Annotated in this window: 21 protein-coding genes and 1 pseudogene; 5 read left to right on the forward strand and 17 right to left on the reverse strand. The window is 39.8% G+C overall.

Annotated elements, in window-relative coordinates:
* From HP456_RS08345 to HP456_RS08385, 9 genes and pseudogenes are all read right to left on the reverse strand, one after another.
* Window positions 1–159 (reverse strand): annotated as a pseudogene (locus HP456_RS08345) (aquaporin); the annotation flags it as partial.
* 293 nt (window positions 160–452) lie between these two features.
* A complete protein-coding gene (locus HP456_RS08350) occupies window positions 453–1,013 on the reverse strand; it encodes a glycerol-3-phosphate responsive antiterminator (protein WP_172249953.1) in 561 nt (186 codons plus the stop codon).
* Window positions 1,014–1,092: 79 nt separating this feature from the next.
* Window positions 1,093–1,869 (reverse strand): DeoR/GlpR family DNA-binding transcription regulator, encoded by a 777-nt coding sequence (locus HP456_RS08355; RefSeq protein ID WP_172249955.1) that lies wholly within the window; start codon window positions 1,867–1,869, stop codon window positions 1,093–1,095.
* Window positions 1,870–2,025: 156 nt separating this feature from the next.
* The gene (locus HP456_RS08360; protein WP_172249957.1) at window positions 2,026–2,475 is read right to left on the reverse strand and encodes an NUDIX hydrolase; all 450 of its coding nucleotides are present in this window, start codon (window positions 2,473–2,475) and stop codon (window positions 2,026–2,028) included.
* On the reverse strand, window positions 2,462–3,007 hold the full coding sequence (locus HP456_RS08365) for a GNAT family N-acetyltransferase (protein ID WP_172249959.1): 546 nt from the start codon (window positions 3,005–3,007) through the stop codon (window positions 2,462–2,464). The genes HP456_RS08360 and HP456_RS08365 overlap by 14 nt, the downstream gene beginning before the upstream one ends.
* 74 nt (window positions 3,008–3,081) lie before the next feature.
* A complete protein-coding gene (locus HP456_RS08370) occupies window positions 3,082–3,363 on the reverse strand; it encodes a DUF2332 family protein (protein WP_172249961.1) in 282 nt (93 codons plus the stop codon).
* Between the two features lie 46 nt (window positions 3,364–3,409).
* A complete protein-coding gene (locus HP456_RS08375; protein ID WP_172249963.1) occupies window positions 3,410–3,808 on the reverse strand; it encodes a VOC family protein in 399 nt (132 codons plus the stop codon).
* 68 nt (window positions 3,809–3,876) lie between these two features.
* Window positions 3,877–5,118 (reverse strand): aminopeptidase, encoded by a 1,242-nt coding sequence (locus tag HP456_RS08380; protein ID WP_172249965.1) that lies wholly within the window; start codon window positions 5,116–5,118, stop codon window positions 3,877–3,879.
* Window positions 5,105–5,563, reverse strand: coding sequence for an HIT family protein (locus HP456_RS08385; protein WP_172249967.1), 459 nt, complete (start codon window positions 5,561–5,563; stop codon window positions 5,105–5,107). Before HP456_RS08385 ends, HP456_RS08380 begins: the two co-directional genes overlap by 14 nt.
* Before the next feature lie 113 nt (window positions 5,564–5,676).
* Between HP456_RS08385 and HP456_RS08390 the strand changes: the two genes are divergently transcribed.
* The gene (locus HP456_RS08390; RefSeq protein ID WP_172249969.1) at window positions 5,677–6,180 is read left to right on the forward strand and encodes a GNAT family N-acetyltransferase; all 504 of its coding nucleotides are present in this window, start codon (window positions 5,677–5,679) and stop codon (window positions 6,178–6,180) included.
* A gap of 106 nt (window positions 6,181–6,286) precedes the next feature.
* Here the strand turns inward: HP456_RS08390 and HP456_RS08395 are convergent, their stop codons facing one another.
* Entirely contained in the window at window positions 6,287–7,300 is a 1,014-nt protein-coding gene (locus HP456_RS08395) for a S66 family peptidase (RefSeq protein ID WP_172249971.1), read from the reverse strand.
* A gap of 81 nt (window positions 7,301–7,381) precedes the next feature.
* Window positions 7,382–7,960, reverse strand: coding sequence for a hypothetical protein (locus HP456_RS08400; RefSeq protein WP_172249973.1), 579 nt, complete (start codon window positions 7,958–7,960; stop codon window positions 7,382–7,384).
* A gap of 292 nt (window positions 7,961–8,252) precedes the next feature.
* Between HP456_RS08400 and HP456_RS08405 the strand changes: the two genes are divergently transcribed.
* Window positions 8,253–9,554, forward strand: a complete 1,302-nt coding sequence (locus tag HP456_RS08405) for a D-alanyl-D-alanine carboxypeptidase family protein (RefSeq protein WP_246288879.1) — start codon at window positions 8,253–8,255, stop codon at window positions 9,552–9,554.
* 153 nt (window positions 9,555–9,707) lie between these two features.
* Window positions 9,708–10,103, forward strand: coding sequence for an SET domain-containing protein (locus HP456_RS08410; protein WP_172249975.1), 396 nt, complete (start codon window positions 9,708–9,710; stop codon window positions 10,101–10,103).
* 245 nt (window positions 10,104–10,348) lie between these two features.
* Here HP456_RS08410 and HP456_RS08415 read toward each other — a convergent pair whose 3' ends face one another.
* From HP456_RS08415 to HP456_RS08440, 6 genes are all read right to left on the reverse strand, one after another.
* Window positions 10,349–10,786: a hypothetical protein gene (locus tag HP456_RS08415; protein ID WP_172249977.1), complete on the reverse strand. Its 438-nt coding sequence runs from the start codon at window positions 10,784–10,786 to the stop codon at window positions 10,349–10,351.
* A gap of 354 nt (window positions 10,787–11,140) precedes the next feature.
* On the reverse strand, window positions 11,141–11,965 hold the full coding sequence (locus HP456_RS08420; protein ID WP_172249979.1) for an EcsC family protein: 825 nt from the start codon (window positions 11,963–11,965) through the stop codon (window positions 11,141–11,143).
* Window positions 11,966–12,071: 106 nt separating this feature from the next.
* On the reverse strand, window positions 12,072–13,346 hold the full coding sequence (locus HP456_RS08425; RefSeq protein WP_172249981.1) for a hemolysin family protein: 1,275 nt from the start codon (window positions 13,344–13,346) through the stop codon (window positions 12,072–12,074).
* 215 nt (window positions 13,347–13,561) lie between these two features.
* Window positions 13,562–14,143, reverse strand: coding sequence for a nucleotidyltransferase family protein (locus HP456_RS08430; protein ID WP_172249983.1), 582 nt, complete (start codon window positions 14,141–14,143; stop codon window positions 13,562–13,564).
* A 93-nt stretch (window positions 14,144–14,236) separates the two neighbouring features.
* A complete protein-coding gene (locus HP456_RS08435; protein ID WP_172249985.1) occupies window positions 14,237–14,395 on the reverse strand; it encodes a hypothetical protein in 159 nt (52 codons plus the stop codon).
* 588 nt (window positions 14,396–14,983) lie between these two features.
* Window positions 14,984–17,107: a peptidoglycan D,D-transpeptidase FtsI family protein gene (locus tag HP456_RS08440; RefSeq protein ID WP_172249993.1), complete on the reverse strand. Its 2,124-nt coding sequence runs from the start codon at window positions 17,105–17,107 to the stop codon at window positions 14,984–14,986.
* Window positions 17,108–17,469: 362 nt separating this feature from the next.
* On the opposite strand from HP456_RS08440, the gene HP456_RS08445 reads away from it, so the two are divergent.
* A complete protein-coding gene (locus HP456_RS08445) occupies window positions 17,470–17,871 on the forward strand; it encodes a sporulation protein (RefSeq protein ID WP_172249987.1) in 402 nt (133 codons plus the stop codon).
* 78 nt (window positions 17,872–17,949) lie between these two features.
* On the forward strand, window positions 17,950–18,381 hold a 432-nt coding region (locus HP456_RS08450; protein ID WP_172249989.1), incomplete at its 3' end, for a helix-turn-helix domain-containing protein.

Consider the following 18,381-nt stretch of genomic DNA (forward strand, 5'->3'; position numbering starts at 1 on the left):
ATATACGCTCATTGCAACTCCAAGTCCCCAACCGAATGTAATGACGATCCATCCGGAATTATAGGCAAATGATTTTGTTAAATTCACGTTTGCGCATACGCCTGCTCCAAAAATAATAAGTAGTGCTGTACCGATGACTTCTCCTAAAAAAGCTGTCATGTTTACTCCCTCATTTCCAATTGAACTATTGTGAAAGAGAACCTTTTCATAAACTGCTGCAGGTTGGGACTACAAGTATATATATCCCCAATTTTTGAATGGAAAACTGATTCCCGTCATAAAGTCCGTTTTAAGAACAAAAAAAAGAGACATTACGTAAAAGGCCCCTAAAAGGCAGAATTCACGTAAGTCTCTTCGTCTCTTTACACAATGTATTAACTTGTTTCCTATCATACCCAGAAATGAAAACGTTGTCAATGGTTGTCAGTCCGTTTTATTTCAAGCAGGGAGAATCAGTTTCTGTCAAAATGCTTCCATAACGCACGGTCGGAAGTTGTGATTGCGGTAGCTCCGGCTGCAATGGCATCTTCGACTTCTTCGATCGTTTCAATTAAACCACCTGCAAATATAGGCTTTCCGGTTTTCTCGCGAATTTCCTTTATGATCTTCGGAACGACTCCAGGAAGCACTTCAATGTAATCGGGTTCGGTTTTATGTATGAATTCAATACTTCGGTTCATGGCACTCGAGTCAATGACGAACATTCTCTGTGTGGCATATACACCTTTTTGACGCGCCTTTCTAATCACATTTCCTTTGGTGGATATGATTCCGTACGGCTTGACTTCCTGACAGATGTATTCCGCACCGTATTCATCATTCGCAAGTCCGTGAATGAGGTCTATGTGCAGGAACATCTTCCGGTTTTGCTGCTTTGCATATTGGAACACACTTTTTAGCATACCGACGTGTAGATCAAGAAAGACACCATATTCAAATGATGTCTCAAGCATTTTATCAAAGTCCTTCATCGAACGTATTGCAGGGAGTATTTTTTGTCCTTCAAAGCTCATTGGTTCACCTTCTTGATTATGTTATCTATATAAGAAGTAATTGTAACATATCCTTATATAATTGCCCGCTTAGTTTAACTTAATGATCTTCTCTCTCTGCTATAATCGTCTTTACTCCATTCGAATGGAGCTGTTCAATTTTGTCTTCAATTGCTTCATCATCAGTGATAACGAGGTCCAGTTTTGACAATGGGGAAGTCATTCCTGCAAACAGATCAGAGCCAATTTTGAAGCTTTCTATCAACACGATGTTTAATCTTGCATTAGTTAAAATTGTTTGGTGGAAAATCGCCACTTCAGGTGTAGCCAGGCTGAGACCGCGGGTGGATAATCCTCCGGCTGTTGCAAAGTTGACGTCCACGGTGAATTGCTTTGCACATTCATTTGCCAGGCTGTCTGTGATATTTCCAGAACTTTTCACCATACCGCCGATCAGGTACGTTTCCACATTTGCAAAATCTCTAAGTTGATAAGCAATTTCTACAGAATTGGTTACGACAGTGAAGGCGACATTTTTAGGTATGTATTTCAACATCACATAATGTATGGAAGATCCACCGAAGAAAACAGTTTCGTCTGCTTTGATATACTGTACAGCTACTTTCGCAATTGAATGTTGACGAACGTCACCTTCCCCGTATCGATTTAAACGATGTTGAGGTTTATTACGCGCTTTAGGATGGGGAATAGCACCACCGTGTGTTCGTTTCAATAACCCCTCGTCTTCCATGATCGATAAATCCCTTCGAATTGAATCAATGGAAACACCATATTTCTGGGCAAGATCTTTAGCTAATACCCGTCCGAGACTTTCTACTTGTTCTAATATCTTTTCTCTTCTCTCTTCAGAAAACATTCCTTCTTCCTTCCTTCTCATTCACTCTAGTTCAGAATGCAGTATTATTCACATTATTTCTATTTTGTGTAGTTTTGTCAATTAATACTTTCATGTTCTTTCCTATTTATTCCCGCATTAAAAAAATTGCCAAATTATTTTCGGCAATTTTATTGTTTATAAAAATAAATAAGCTTGTATTAGATAAAGGTCAATTTCATCATATTCATTTAATTCCATTCCCGGATTCCAAAGCATTATATCATTCGTTTCATTATTTTCAATGAAGGGTTGAATCGTTTCCACCTTTGAGTAATAGACTGGATTATATTGAATCATTCCTTTGACATTTTTGATTTTCATCAGCCCTTTGAACTCCATGGATTCGAGGCTCTGACCTGTTTCTTCAAATAATTCCCTGATTGCACATTCTTCATATGTTTCTCCAAGTTCCCTTTTTCCTGCAGGCAGCTCCCACTGGTTCCTGTAAACGTTATAACACAATAAGTAGCTGCCGTCTTTATCGACAATGGCAAAAGAACCCGCAATCGGGTGATATAGTTCTATTTCATTTTCGGTCATCGGGTTGAAGCCCACAAATTGTCGCCCTGCATTATTTATTATCATCGTTTCCCTCCGTATCAATCCAAAAACGCAAAATCACATTTCCGTCTTCCTCGATAAAGTCACGATCAGGTATACCTCCATTGTTTATGATTGTCCGTTTAGAACCTTCATTCCATTTATCACAAACCACCAAAGATTTCTTGATTCCCAGTTCTTTTGTTTTTTCCAAAGTAAGTGAAAGGAGTTTTGTTGCATACCCTTTTCTTCTTTCTGAAGGCCTGATGCCATAACCGATATGTCCACCTATGTTCAACAGGTTTTCAGTCAGACTGTGACGGATGTTTACCACACCTGCTATGCGGTTATTATCTATCAACAACCAATAGGTGGAAACCGGGACCCACCCAGCCGGAAGGTTTTCCCCTTTTTCAGCATCATGCAAAGATTGAATCATTTCATCAAAATGAGTGGGATCTTTTTTGATTACTCTTGGAGTCATGTCTTCACCGGAAGTTTTCCACTCAAGATAAAAGTCTAAGTATTCTTCTTTAAGTTCAACAGCAGGTTTTACCAACCTCTCCTTTTCTTTCATACGATGCTGCTCCTTTTTGTGAATTTAGATTAACTATTTTCATTATTGAAATCAATTGGAAGTATTTTCTTTCGTCATATTCCAATCAAACCATTTTCCATGTCCATTTGTTTTCCGATCACATAACATTCTTCTTTTCCGTTAATAAAACAATCCAGATGAAGCTTTCGATCCCTGATATTATTATATAGATGAAACATATCTCGATTCTTTCCTATTTCTTTGACCTTTGTTTGAAGCTCTCTTTTAGATTCTTCGGGTATGTGGCTGGCTGCATGTGTATGGAAGTGGCAGACGGCATCTTTTTTTGGTATTTCTATGGCAAGATGCTCATATAAAGGGCTCGATTGTTGCATTCTGGTTATGCAAAGGTCTTGAATAGCTGAGATAACGAATATAGACTCATTGGATATGTCTCCCCAGTATAGTCACGATCCTTTTCTGGATTTCCTGCTGGTCCAAGTATTGAAAAAGGCCGATGCCATTCCCCCATGGATCCTTAAAAGTTGCCCATTTGACAGGTACTTCTTCTCTTGAATGAATGCTAAAGTCTTCAACTCCGAGTAAGTGAATCAAGCGATTCTTCTCCGCCTCCAGGTCTGCTACTCCTAAACGGATGGGTCCGCTTCCAGTAGCAGGCTTACCTTCTGCTACCTGCAGCCAGCATCCAGGCAGCAGTTCCCACTCGGCAAATCCTTCATGAGGCACAAAATCAGGTTCTCTATTCAATAATGTTCCATACCACAATCGTCCTTCTTGCATATTTGGGACACGGATCTGTACCGTCAATTCATAAATCAATTCCTATCGACTCCTTCCATCCATCCTAATAAAGGAGAACTGAGTTTCCGCTGTCCTCTCACGAATGATTAAAATGCCCAGTTTCCATTTCTAAAGATCGCCACCTTTCTGCCATCTTGAAGGATTCCATCTATGTTCATATGGGCGGAACCGATCATGAAATCTTCATGGACGATGCTTTCATTCAAGCCCTTTTCTTCTTTTGCTTCGTCTGGAAGGACATTCCCTTCCTTTATGCAGGTGGGATAGGCGGAACCGATCGCTAAATGATTCGAGGCATTTTCATCAAATAATGTGTTGAAGAAAAGAATACCTGTATCAGATATAGGTGATTGATGTGGAACGAGTGCGACTTCTCCTAAATAGGAGGAACCTTCATCCGTTTCAATCAGTTTTGCTAAAACATCCAAACCTTCCCTGGCATTAAATTCTACAATTTTACCTTTTTCAAATGTGATAGTGAGTTCTTCTATTACGTTTCCGTTGTATGCTAGTGGCTTTGTACTTTTCACTGTTCCGTTCACTCCTGTTTTGACAGGTACGGTATAAACTTCCTCTGTGGGCATATTGGCGATGAAATCAGTACCGGTTGGTGTAGTACTCGCTCCTGTAAGCCAGAGATGATCTTCGTGAAGCTCAATTGTAAGATCGGTACCTTCTGCTGTATAGTGAAGGCCCGATAATTTCAGCTCATTAAGCTCATTGGCTTTTTTCTTCAATGTATCAATATGGCTTCGCCATTCTGATACAGGATCGTCGCAGCCAACACGAACCGAGGAGAAAATTCGGTCCCAAAGTGCTTCCATCTGCTCTTCCTGTTTCAAATGCGGGAATACTTTTCCAGCCCACTTCCTGGACGGCACGGCGATGATCGACCAGCTGATGGAATCAGTGTCAATCGCCTCAAAGAAGCGGTCCAGAGCAAACCCTTTGGCTTTTTCAAAATCCTGTATCCGATTCGGATCGATTCCTTTTAGTAAATCAGGATCATTCGCTTCGATCTGCAGAAATGCCCCTTTCCGATCGACCACCCATTCATGGGCGTCGGACAGCCAAATGGGAAATTCATGGAAAGTTTCATCCGGAGCAAGTTCATATTGCATACGGATGATATCTTCATCTTCCCACTGTACGTGTACACTTTTCGCACCTGCCATATAAGCGTGCCTGACAATTTTCCTCACAAGTTCTTCTGTGCCGAGAGGTGCTGCTACCCACAAATCCTGGCCCTTTTGCACATTTACTCCCACTTTCACTGCAAGTTCAGCATATTGGTCCAATTTTCTTTGAAAATCTTTATTCAGATTCATTTTGATACTCCTTTTCAACTAAACTTTCAATATAGGTTTTCATTTTCTCGTTTGTCGTTTCAAGAGGTTCCTCGGGTTCATCAATAACTCCGTCTTCTTGATAGAATTCGGCAAAATTCTGTCCTATGTACCTCGGTACCACATGCATGTGATAATGAGTCAATTCACTGAAGATGCCCCCGTTCTGGCAAATCGTGATACCATCCGGGTTGTATATTCCATTGATGGCTTTTGATACCAGTTGAACGGCTCTCATTACAGAAAGGTTCATTTCTTCGTTAAACTCACTGCCTTCTTCCAAGTGTTCCTTCGGAATGATCATCACATGACCCGTATTAAATGGATCATGATCCATTATGCAGCTTAGTTTATCGTTTTCATAGATCAGATGAACATCCTGTTCTTTATTGGCAAGCCGGCATCCCAAACATTGATTTGTGCTCAATTTTTTACCCCCTTTGTCTTAAAAGGATTTTCTCAAATTTCTGTCGAATGTTTCTAATTAGGAATATCATATGTTCTACTATCATAACACTTTATGGAGAGAGGTTGTAAATAATGGAAGTATTACGATTGGACAGGTCGCACGCAGAGGCCTATCTTCAGTTGAGGCTTGAGGCACTTCAAACAAACCCTGAGGCATTCGGCGCAAGCTATGAAGAAACAATTGCCAGAAAGAATCCGGTCGAACATACGGCAGCAAGACTCGATCAGCGTGAAAATTATACATATGGTGCTTTTGTGGAAGGCAAGCTTGTCGGAATGTTGATTCTGGTCCCTGAAGCAGCTGAAAAAATGAAACATAAAGCATCTATCTTTGGTATGTACGTAACCCCGGAATTCAGATCGAATGGGGTTGCCAGGGCATTGATGGAAAAAGCCATTCTTAAGGCAAGGGAACTTAAAGAACTGGAACAAATAAACCTCACAGTCGTCACAACGAATCTTTCAGCAAAGGGATTATATATATCAATGGACTTCATTTCATTTGGAGTTGAAAAGAGGGCGCTAAAATACAGAGAAGAATACTTTGACGAAGAATATATGGTGTTATTTTTATAAGGCCGAAAAAGAACGAGGAACATTTTCATTCTTCGTTCTTTTTCTGAAGACAAAGATAATAGTCTTCTGGATTGACTACTATCAAATATCAATTGTAAGTTTCTATCTAATTGAAGAATTGTTTCAAGATCCCTTTCCCTTCTGCTATTTCAACTTCGGCATATGCGCCATTTATGAATGTCATTTGAGGTGGCTGATGTCCGCAATCAATGTCAAAGACAACAGGCACCTTAAGTTCCATGGATAATTCATTATATACTTCTTCTACATGATACCCATTGACAGGAGTGTTGGCAGCACTTCTCCCAAACATGACCCCTGAGCAGTGATTAAACCATCCGGACAGTTTTAAGCCAATTAGTGCCCGTCGAAGTCCGGTAGAGGTTAAATCACAGTTTTCAAAATACCAAAGAATCGGTTCATTCCCCAAGTGTTTCTCCTGAAAGGCAGTGATATCACCAAACTCTGTACCCGCTAAATGCTGGATGATATCGATACATCCCCCCAGAAGGCGTCCCTCTAGTCTTTCATTCTTACGTGATACCGTATTCCATCTGGTTGGTTCAGTTAGATGAAATACAAAAGGTGATGGTTGGTCGTGACTCCACTCTTTCTGGAATTTCTCTGAAGAGGTTTGAATAATAGATCCTCCCTTGGGAGTAAACAATGTTTTTTCCCACATCGCAGTTGTTTCATCCCAATATTCCCCTCTCAAATCGATAAAGTTTGTTCCATGTGCAGTGGCAATACCAGTCTTCACAGTAATAGCGAATAATAATGCACTTGTATCTGAATAACCTAAAACCCATTTATTCTTTATGTTTTCAAAATCCAATAACTCGAGAATCTCTAATATAAGCTCTCCTCCCCAAGGAGGTATGACGATGCCAATGGCATCATCACTCATCATCTTCATAAACTCTGAAGCCCTGACGTCCGCACTAGCAGCCTTCGCTTTTTCCTGGGTCCACGCAGTTTCACCGAATGAGACCGAATACCCTTTCTTTTTAATCCGGTTAGAGGATTGATCCAATAAATGATGAAGTTCAGCAGGCACACCTGAAGATGGTGACATGACGCCTATTTTTGCGTTTTTATTAAGTAAAGGATATGTGATCATTTGTACCAACCCCTTGAACTGTTTTTAAAATATTAACAGATTGCAAGCTTTGGAACAAGAAGTATTTTCCAGTAACTTCTTTTAGAACTTCTCTTCCTTTCTATTTCCTGCTCTTTTACTAAATAAAAATCGTTCCGGCCCAAACGATGTTCCTCTGTTCTCCGATACTTCCCCTTTTTTGATTGAAACTCTTCTTATATTATATACTGCAGTATCCATTAATCCCTCAATGCATTTTGCTATTCCGTTAAGCAATAGGATCGTCATAGAGAAACTGATCATCGGTGCCATGAAAATCCACCAGGAGAGGCCTATCTCATGATAATTCGTGCCCATCATCCCCGACCATTCCTGAATGATCGGTTTGGGTGGATGGCAATAGGGTGTGTAACACACATCCGTCCCTCCGAAAAACAGGGTAAAAAAACCTAAATGAGCCATGATGAGAAGAGTTTGAATAACAATCTTCGGATAGATTACAAACAGCCGCGTCTTCAAGTGAGGCATCAAGTGTTTATAAAAAATAAAAAAGGAACTTCCGCCGAGCACTTTTGCTGATGTAATAAACTCCTCACCAAGAACTTGTTCCGTTTCATTTGAAATGAGAATGGATGTAGTGGGGGCGATAATAATAGCCAGAACAAGAATTTCAATAATCATCCTCTCTGAAAGCGTTGTCGTGAAACCTTCTGCAGGCTCCCAAATGACGGGATACAAAATGTTGTAGGCTATTATGGCTTGAGGGATAAAATAGAATGATGTAAATAATTTGTGAGTGAGCGCTTTCACCTTCCATCTATATGTTTTTATCTCTACAAAATAATGGTAACATTTTACTTTTATTTAGCAATCGTTATTTTACAATTCTGTGACTTGAATAATCCTCCCTATGCTTTCACTTTTCTATGTTAAAATAATTTAGTTGTGAAAAATTTCACCTGGAGGTAATGGTTTGAAAAAAGTCAGAATGAAACAGAGTCTATCTGTCGTAATGATATCTTTACTGGCATTCTCCTCACCCGAAGGAACGGCCCACGGAGAGTCAAAAATAAAAATCAATGCAGATGCTGCTATATTAGTGAATGCAGATACAGGAAAAATCGTTGAAAAACATAACGAAGATCAACTTCTGGGCATTGCTTCCATGACGAAGATGATGACAGAATATCTCGTACTAGAAGCAATCGATAAAGGAGAAATTAATTGGACGGATACGTATACGGTCAGTGATAAAGTATATCTGCTTGCCAATGCACCTGGCCTGAGCAATGTCCCTTTGCGCGCTGATCAATCCTATACTGTAAAGGAATTATATGAGGCGATGGTAATCAAATCGGGGAACGGTGCAGCCATTGCCCTCTCTGAAGTTGTTGCAGGCAGTGAAGGGAAATTTGTGAATCGAATGAACGACAAAGCAAATGAGCTTGGCTTGGAACATTACCAGTTTGTCAACTCAAGCGGTTTGAGTAATTACGATATGCTCGGCATGCATCCCGAAGGAACTGGTGTAAATGACGAAAACATGGTATCTGCAGAGGATATGGCAACGCTTGCCTATCACTTGATCAAAGATTATCCTGAAGTACTTAAAACATCAGGAGCCAGTTATAAGTACTTCAGAAAAGGAACGGCTGAAGAATATTTGATGAAGAACACGAATGCGATGTTGGAAGGCCGTACCTATGCCTATAAAGGTGCAGACGGACTAAAGACAGGGACCACACCATTTGCAGGCTCAACGTTTACGGGAACAGCTGAACGTAATGATGTAAGGTACATAAGCGTCATTCTGGATGCAAAAGATGAACATGGCCTGCCAAGCAGTGCAGAACGTTTCATTCAAACGGGAGAGCTTCTCGATTATGGCTTTGATCAAGTTAAATCCGTTCAGTTCAACTTGGATGATGCAGTAGAGGACAAGATACTTCCTGTTAAGGACGGGAAAGTGAAAGAAGTAGAGATGGCATTGGAAAAACCACTGGAGGTCCGGATGCCAAAAGACGAGGTCAGCAAAACAAAAGTGACGTTGAAACTGGATAAACTAAACGAAGACGGAGAAATTCAGGCTCCAATAAAAAAAGGCGAAAAAATCGGTGAACTCACTTTAGAAAAAAAAGAAAAAAATGAGTACATTCTAGACGATCTCGAACAAAAAATGGTAGTTGATGTACACGCGGCCGCTTCTGTTGAGAAAGCAAACTGGTTTGTCAGAAGTGCAAGAAATATCGGCGGTTTTTTCGAAAAGTTGTTTTAAAGACGGAAAAGGAATGACATACTTTTTTTAAAGCCATGTTAGTAAATCGGTGAATGAACTTTCTTTTTTCCCATTACTTATCAAAACAGTTGCTTTCTCTCCCGATTAATGACAAGCTTACTAGGTTAAAACTTTAAGGAGAAGGTGTAAAAAATGATTGAAGTGAAGCTATCCTCACTGAGTGACGGTGATTTGAATAGAGGCGTTTTTGCAAAGAGGGATATCACTAAAGGTGAGCTTGTACATGAAGCACCTGTAATCCCATACCCGAATGAAGAGCACGAACATATCGAAAAAACGTTTCTTGCGGATTATGTTTTCGAATATGGTATCAATCATACGGCGTTGCTATTGGGCTATGGTATGCTGTTTAACCATTCCTATACCCCAAATACGATTTACGAGATAAATTTCGATAACCACACGTTTGATTTTTATGCTTACAAAGATATTAAAGCAGGAGAAGAACTACTCATCAATTACAACGGTGAAGTCGACAACGATGACCCGCTGTGGTTTAACAAAGACGATCATTCGGAAGAAGGATAACAATTTAATCAACTAACGAAGTTTAGGGACGGGTGCCATTAGTATGCAAATGACACCGTCCCTCGCTTTTGCTGCATTAATTGGTTTTTACATATTTTATGGTGTAAGTACCTGAATGTTTCCAGCTTTTGACAATATCAGGAACTCTGAGTATCTGCCATGGATGGAACATAGTTTGCCCTTGTTTATTGAAAGCGAATTCGTTATTTAGTACAAAACAGGAATGAATGACTTGGTCCGCATCGTTAAACCATAAGTACATCACCTTCAGTAAGGCTTTCAGACCCGCAAGGCACATAGTTCTCTTCCTTAAGGACTCCCAAAAACTCTTCCTCTTTCATCCATGTATTAATAAATGCCTCATTCCGGGTGATAGCTGCGGCAACTGCAGCCAAACAATTTGGACCGTTAGAAAATGGGAACATATCGACTCTTCTCATGAGATGCGGATAGTTCTTTTTCATTTCATTTTGACTGTCCTTCGCTACCTTATCCCATAGTGCTGCATCATGTACCCAAAGAGCTCCGTGGTTTACTAGAAAATGATGATGCTCTCTTTCAGTAAAAGACTCCCAAACAGGAAGGTGCAACAAAATAATTTGTTTGCTGTCAGCTAATGAAATGGCAGTGAATGAATGTCTGGGTTTTTCTGTAAGTTTCATAAGATCTTCAAGTTCAAACACCAGCCCCTCCCCGTCTCCCATTGCTGCCTGATAATTTCGGATTGAAGGGGTGCAGGCAGGTTCGAAAATGACTTGGGGCTCATTTTCGTGTAATACTTCGTTTCATTGCTTAATGACCATGTCCCATAAGACGTCCGGATGTCTAAAGGAATTGAAGATCGTACTAAAGATGACATAGAAACCATTTCTACCCCTGGAACTCTCTTTTGGGAATAAAACCATTCCAGTTCCGGAATCAGACGCTTACCCCATGCATTTAATATGCCTGAATTTATGCGGTAGCCGTTTATTCAACTGCTCCGTCTCCCTTTTTTAGTATCTTTAAATCAGTTACAAAGAGCTTTCCTTGTCATACTACTTGTCTGCCTTCTGCTTCTTCTCCAGTTTTTCTAGAATGCGGCGCTTTCTGTAAAGCATACGTCCCGCCTCTCCTATGTCTTGCATCATTGATTTATTGATTAATGAACCGAATAGTATGCCGGCAATCGGAATCATTTGAAATAGTTTTTTCCATCCGAAATTATCCCTGAAGCTGATCATGACTTCTCTCCATCCTTGAAGCTGCGAAAGTGTCTGGTCCCGTTTTTCAGGATCGGAAGTGTTAAAATCCGATAATTCCTGAAGAATCGCCTGTTTCCCGACAATGTCAGAAGAAACAAATTGAAGGCATTTGATGATAAAGATTCTCTCGCGCTGTTCTTTCGGATCATATCCATAACTTAAGGCAATTTCCTGGAGAGTTTTCAATGAGATACCCAAAATGAACGGGATATCGATGCTTAACGTTAGGAATCCTCCAATTCCTGTTGTGGCACCTTGGGTCATTGCCACTTTCTTTCTGGATTGGACGATTGCTTCGCTGATATCATCCATCAATGCCAATGGCTGTTCCTTAAGGGAATCAATCGAAATTTCATCGTCATCCGTTAATTTACGAACTCTTTTCATTACTTCTTTTTCGCTGGTCAAATAGCTTCCTCCTTTTTGGATGAAGCTTCCGATTTCATCAAGGGCCTGTCCTACTTTTTTATGTACCATTTTTGGCGTTATGCGATCAAGAATCAAAAAAGGTACCCTGCCGATTTTCTCCCAGAACCACAGCCCTTTCTGATCTTTTTCCCATTTAGCAACGACTTCAAGCTCTTGGAGTAAGTATTGGTCAGATTCATGTTGATTCATATATGTAAAATCTCCTTACTGTTTTTCTTAAAAAAATAACAGGCAATGGACTGCCTGTTATTTTTACACAATGTTGAATGTTTTTTACCTTTATTTATCAGCAGGTCTATGACTGTAATAGGTCTTCTGTCGTTTGCTCAAGGATGTCCACTTTAATTGTACGAACCCTGCGGTTATCCACTTCATCCACTGTGATCTTTAAGTGTTCGTATTTGAAGCTTTCCCCTTCAGTCGGTATATCCTCGAAACTTTCCACTACCCAGCCTCCAAGAGTGTGATAAGAGCTTTCTGGCTCGGGGACATTCAGTAGTTCAGTGAAATCGTCAAGTTGATATTGAGAATCAAATTTATACATTACTTCATTGATTTTTGTCATTGAATGAACCTTCTCATCTTGTTCATCCCAGATTTCACCAACTATTTCTTCCAGGATATCCTCTAATGTGATCAGCCCTGTAGTACCCCCGAATTCATCGACGACGACCGCCATATGGACTTTATCTTTTTGTAATTTGGTAAGCAGTAAAGAAATCTTAGCGGATTCGAATACAAACATCGGATCCCGGATAAGCTCTCGGATATTTACTTCACCGAATTTTAATAAATGTGTGAAGAACTCTTTCTCTGACAGGATACCGATAATATTATCGATATGATCCTCGTATACCGGGATACGAGAGAACCGTTCTTCAAAAAACATCTCTTTAATTTCTTCGATTGATTGATTTACTTCTACCGCTTTAACATCGATTCGAGGGGTTAATACCTCCGATGCAATGATATCATCAAAGTCCATTGAGCGATAAATTAATTCTCTTTCCTCTTTATCAATTACGCCTTCTTCTTCACTAATATCAAGCATTGCTTTTAATTCTTCTTCTGTCACTGAAGGCATCGCATCATTTTTAGAGAACAGCTTAGAAACAAGCTCCTTTAACTTAATGAACAGAAAATTGACCGGTGTAAGAATCTTAATCAATAGATAAAGGATTCCGGATATCGTCAATGCCCAGCCTTCCGCATTTTCTTTGGCCAATGATTTAGGCAGAATCTCACCGAAAATGAGGATGACAATGGTCATGACAAATGTACTGATGACCAATCCGGCATTCCCGCCGACGAGCTTAGCTGCAAGGCCAGCAGAGATACTAGCTGCAGCAATATTTACGATGTTATTACCAATGAGGATGGTCGAAAGTGCATTATCAAAGTTATCTGCAATATAGACAGCTTTTTTACTTCCTTTTACCCCGTCACCTTCAAAGTTCTTTAACCTGATCTTATTCACACTAGAATAAGCAGTCTCTGCCGATGAGAAGAAGGCAGAAAGCAGAATTAATACTCCCAATAAAACCAATGAATACAGTGGTATATCGTCCAAAAAAACGTCACTCTCCTAAAGATGTTTATATATATCTAACTGTTTGAAAGATCAAACAGACAAAACTGCTCATTTAAAATTCCCAAAACCTCTTCTGGTTATTGGCTTAGAGAAATTACTCTAAGTAAGTATACACTTTTTCAGGAAAATCGTATAGTATATCGTTTAATGACAAAGAAAGCATCTGATATGATGAAGAGGTTGTGAATTAATATTCATCTGGATGGGTTCAGGGAATGTACTTCCACCATCGGCCAGTTATCTTTCCACTTCTTCCTATGTATTCTTTCATTATATATGTTTGACAACTCTTTCTTTTGTATGAAAGAAGGTGTCGCCCTAATGTGCATGGTTAGTAAATCATCAACCCCCCATGGGGAAGCAAGGATGATATCGGCATCGTTACCATCACTATGCTTTACCGCAATCGAGGTGGCTGTTTCTGGAAAGCGGGAAACCGCATCGATGGTCGAAGTATACGGTTCTTCACCATTTATGACATGCATTCTTGCCTGGTTTTTTACAGACCAAGGCTCCTCAGGTATCAAAGTGTGGAGTATTTGTTCATATTCCTTCTCCTTCTCTTCCAAAATATTGTCAGGATCAAAATAAACGACGTCAATATCAGCAAGTTTCGACCGGAGTTTATTGCCCTGCAGTGTGTCCCATACCTTTGTGCGGATGAAACCTGCACAAACCCAGCAATCCGGCAAATTAAGAGCCTGGGCTGCTTTTAAGATTTTCATCATCCACTCATCATTCTTAATTAACTGAATGATGTCATCTTCGGTTTTCATCGATTAACCATCCTCTCTATTCTTGCTTTTAATAAAAAATATACCGTCTTTAAACTAAAGAGATGCATGTTAAGTACTCATGCATCCCGAATATTATTGACCTCCGCCAAACCAGCTTCCCGCTTTGATTCGTTCTTCTTCCTGAATTTGACGTTCATTGGCGTTCGGATCTTGAAAGCGTGAGGTTTTTCGTCTCAAAGCCGCGCTGATAACTGCGAAAAAAACAGCTAATCCAATGATGAACCAGATCATATCTACCTCTCCTTTTACGGTTAAGGATATAAGACTTATACTCACTATTATATACGAATTACCGGAAGAAAAGTTTCAATATACTAAAAGCTTTGACACTTTCACAAGCGAAAACGTTCTTCCTATGTTAATAGTCCTCTCTCATTTCTTAATCTTATATAGTACGAAAAAAAGGCAGCTGATCAGATGGCTCGATGTTATCACTAAGCATGGATTGTGTTGTTCTTGGCTTTTTTAGTGCTTCTTTCAGCTCAGAGAGTTCGGAATTCGGTTGGTGCATTCATGAAACACTGTAAAAATGAGTTTGAAACAACCACGTATGGAAAAGAAGCTGGGACAAGAATACACCATGACATAAATACGAACAATTTCAGTGTATGTTCCTAATACCACTAATAATTTCCGTGCAAAACTTCGCTTTCCTCGGGCGGTTGGTGAGCCTCCTCAGTCTTCGTCCTGCACTTCAATCAACCGCTGGAAAGACCTAAAATCTAAATGTACATTGAACAAAAAACCCGAACTAATTTGTGCAAATTAGTTCGGGTTTTACTTAGACTAAAGCACTTTTGTCCCACACTCTTACTGTCTCTATTCTCCTGTCTCTTCGGTTTCCTCTTGTGATTGGCCATCTGCGTCATCCATACTTCGTACTTCTCCCTCTACGGATGTTTCAAATAAACCATCTTTTTCAGCTTCTTTTTTTAGTTCGAAGTATTTGTCCATGATACGTTTGGCTATTGTTTTATTGACACCGGGATCCGTGTCCTGATGTGACCACGGCACCACAACCGAATAGGCTATTTCAGGATTATCAAACGGGGCATATCCGATTAAAGTTGTATTATAGGTTTCTTTTCCATTATAAAATGATTCTGCGGTTCCGGATTTAGCCGCAGCATTATAAGGAGCATTACTAAATTGAACACGCGCGGTACCCCTGGATCCATGCGCGACTTGGTAGAACCCATTTTGAACCTGCTGGAGCTCTCTTTCTGAAACATTTATTCTGTTCAAGACCTTAGGTTTATTCTCGTAAACAATCGGTCCGATTTTGTTTTTCTCATGATATGGTTCACGTATTTCTTTCATGATATGAGGTTCTATGCGATAGCCGTCATTTGCGATTGATGAAACATACTGCGCCAGCTGCATGGGGGTATATAAATCATATTGTCCAATTGCAAGGTCGAGAAGTAATCCGGGTTTTTTTTCAAGGCCCTTTAGACCATAGGTTTCACCGGGCAGATCAATACCTGTTTTTACCCCTAATCCCACTTGGCTAAAATGGTTGCGCATAGTGTCAAAAGCTTCCAGATCAATATCTACAAACTCTTGATTGTGAGAGGTTGGTGCATTTGCAATTTTTAATGCAGTCTTAAACATGTATACATTCGAAGAAATTTCTAAAGCTTGTATATCTGATAAATACTTACTTCCTTGTGAGGCGTTAAACCATGAGCTTTTAAGCTCCCCGCCTATTTTCATAGGTGCATCATACAACACATCGCCTATATTTAATTTATCTGTCATATAACCAGTCAAAACGGTGGCACCTTTCACTGCTGAACCAGCCTCATAAGCTGAAGTGAATGTGCCCAGTGCGTAATCCTGAAGCTTTGTTTGTCCATCTGCGTTTTCACCATATTTCTTTCCGACCATTGACATAATTTCCCCGGTATGAGGATCCATCATCACAACAAATGCACGATCAAGATATGGAGATTCCCAATATTGAGAAGCCTGCTTACTCAACTCCTCCTCCACAATCTTCTCCACTTCCTTCTGCAGTTTCATATCAATGGTCAATACAACATCTTTCCCGCTGTGGCCTTCTTTCACCAACTGTTCTTCAAGGACGCTTCCGTTCTTTGTGATATATTCGACTTCTTCTTTCTGCCCTTTAAGGACCTCTTCGTACTGGGATTCTACGTAACTTGTGCCCACCCGGTCATTGAGGGCATACCCTTTGGCTGTAAACGAGTTTACGAGTTCACTTGGAAGTCCCTGCTCGGCCGATGATACTTTACCGAGGATGGATCGTAAAGTATCATCACCTGCATAATGTCTCTTCCAATCTGTCGTCACGTTAACTCCGGGCATTTTGGCAAGATGTTCATTCACCCTTGCCATCTCTTCAGTCGAGACGCCCTCATTCTTAACGATTTGTGGAGATAATGCATAGCCTGTATTGAACTCCCTGAATATCGCAAGTACTTCGATTTCATCTTCATTGAATGAATGGATGTTTTCTTCGGTAATACGGTCAAGCTGCATTTGATAGATTTTTTTATTAACATCATCTTTTGTTAATTCTTCATTATCTTCCAGTTTCTTGATTTCTTCTATTGAAACCAGCTTTTCTGCTTCATCCGGATGAGTAAGGAGCCAGAAATCCTGTCTGTCACGGTCGGTGATTTTATCTGATTTCATCTCGATCAGTTCAGCCAGCTTCCTTGCAACCTTCAGCATCTCTTCCGGCTTTGTCGATTGTGTCCTTGTATACGTAATGGCATTCATAGGTACATTGTCGACTATGACGTTGCGGTAGCGGTCATAAATTTTCCCTCTGGGAGGACTGCCGTTATTTGCTTTTACATTCTCGGTCCGCTGCACTTCTTTCAGGTAATCATTTCCATGTACGATTTGGACGATCCCGAGTCTAAGAATTAATAAAGTAAATAAGACAAATACTGCGAAAAACAGAATATTCATTCTAAACGGCAGTGTATTTTTCTTTTTATTTTTCTGCTTTTTCCCCTTCAATAATAAAACTCCCTTTTTTTAGTAAAAATATAATTCCTTGCCAATATTGTATCGAAAAAGCTTCTGTTTTACTACCTTTATTATCCATTACTGGTTCGAATTATTAAAGATTGAGAGAATAAGTGAATCAAGCGATGTTCATCTTTTTTTAGATTTGAAAATGGCGGAGATGATGCAAATTTTGTCGACAAAGGGGGCTGGACAGTACTGTTTCTTTCTCTTACAATAGGATTTGAATTTAAACGAATCTATAAATAAATGAAACCAAAACTCTCCGTGCAGAATTGGTAACTAGATGATTGAGAGGTTGAATGGCAGTTATGTTTAATAAACTGATGTGCAGATTCGGTATCGGATCTACAAAAATCGATTTGGTTTTAAACAAAAAAGATTACCGGCCGGGTGAAGTCATTCAAGGCGTATATGAAATCATCGGGGGCCGGATCGAGCAAAAGCTTAAACGCATCGAAACAGAGCTGCTTCAGTATGATCACAGCAGTGACAAATCAGCTATTCTTCATCACAATACCATTTTGAGTTCTTCGACCATGAAAGTAAATGAACGTAAAAGAATCAATTTCTCATGCAGACTTGCAGATTCTTACCCGCCAAGCAGTGAATCAATTTCTTACAAGCTAGTCACACGTCTTGTTTTTGATGACGGTATAAACAGAATCGATCATGATGATTTTAGGATCATAGCGCAGCAATGATAGAAAGAAAAAACGTTCAGGAGTTGGTACCGACCCCCGAAAGTTAGAGTGAAAAATCTAACCTTCGGGGGTGTTTTTATGGCTAAATACAATTATGAATTTAAAATGAAGCTTGTTACCGAGTATTTAGAAGGCAACATCGGGTATGGATCTTTGACAAAAAAATATAATATGGGCAGTCAGACCACTATACGTGAATGGGTGAATGTCTATAAAACTCAGGGGATGGATGGGTTAAAACGAAGTATGACGAAAAAGGAGTATTCTGTTCAATTTAAATTAGATACGATACAATTTATATTAAACACAGGTGCTTCTTATTTAGAGGCTGCGGTTCACTTCAATTTGAACAACCCTTCCTTAATCGTACGATGGATGAAAGAGTTTCATGAACAAGGAGTAGAAGGCCTGAATCCAAAACTAAAGGGGCGACCTTCTATGTCTAAAAAACCCAATAAACAAAAGAAAAAGGAAGAAAAAAAGGTAACACGTGAAGAAGAATTGGAACGC

The organism is Bacillus haikouensis (genome assembly GCF_013179555.1).
GTDB lineage: Bacteria > Bacillota > Bacilli > Bacillales > Bacillaceae_B > Rossellomorea > Rossellomorea haikouensis_A.

Coding starts and splice junctions, on each gene's coding strand:
- HP456_RS08440 (WP_172249993.1), bottom strand. CDS start 17,107: ATGAATATTCTGTTTTTCGCAGTATTTGTCTTATTTACTTTATTAATT.
- HP456_RS08420 (WP_172249979.1), bottom strand. CDS start 11,965: ATGAATCAACATGAATCTGACCAATACTTACTCCAAGAGCTTGAAGTC.
- HP456_RS08350 (WP_172249953.1), bottom strand. CDS start 1,013: ATGAGCTTTGAAGGACAAAAAATACTCCCTGCAATACGTTCGATGAAG.
- HP456_RS08430 (WP_172249983.1), bottom strand. CDS start 14,143: ATGAAAACCGAAGATGACATCATTCAGTTAATTAAGAATGATGAGTGG.
- HP456_RS08365 (WP_172249959.1), bottom strand. CDS start 3,007: ATGAAAGAAAAGGAGAGGTTGGTAAAACCTGCTGTTGAACTTAAAGAA.
- HP456_RS08435 (WP_172249985.1), bottom strand. CDS start 14,395: ATGATCTGGTTCATCATTGGATTAGCTGTTTTTTTCGCAGTTATCAGC.
- HP456_RS08445 (WP_172249987.1), top strand. CDS start 17,470: ATGGCAGTTATGTTTAATAAACTGATGTGCAGATTCGGTATCGGATCT.
- HP456_RS08380 (WP_172249965.1), bottom strand. CDS start 5,118: ATGAATCTGAATAAAGATTTTCAAAGAAAATTGGACCAATATGCTGAA.
- HP456_RS08390 (WP_172249969.1), top strand. CDS start 5,677: ATGGAAGTATTACGATTGGACAGGTCGCACGCAGAGGCCTATCTTCAG.
- HP456_RS08400 (WP_172249973.1), bottom strand. CDS start 7,960: ATGATTATTGAAATTCTTGTTCTGGCTATTATTATCGCCCCCACTACA.
- HP456_RS08410 (WP_172249975.1), top strand. CDS start 9,708: ATGATTGAAGTGAAGCTATCCTCACTGAGTGACGGTGATTTGAATAGA.
- HP456_RS08395 (WP_172249971.1), bottom strand. CDS start 7,300: ATGATCACATATCCTTTACTTAATAAAAACGCAAAAATAGGCGTCATG.
- HP456_RS08360 (WP_172249957.1), bottom strand. CDS start 2,475: ATGATAATAAATAATGCAGGGCGACAATTTGTGGGCTTCAACCCGATG.
- HP456_RS08370 (WP_172249961.1), bottom strand. CDS start 3,363: ATGCAACAATCGAGCCCTTTATATGAGCATCTTGCCATAGAAATACCA.
- HP456_RS08355 (WP_172249955.1), bottom strand. CDS start 1,869: ATGTTTTCTGAAGAGAGAAGAGAAAAGATATTAGAACAAGTAGAAAGT.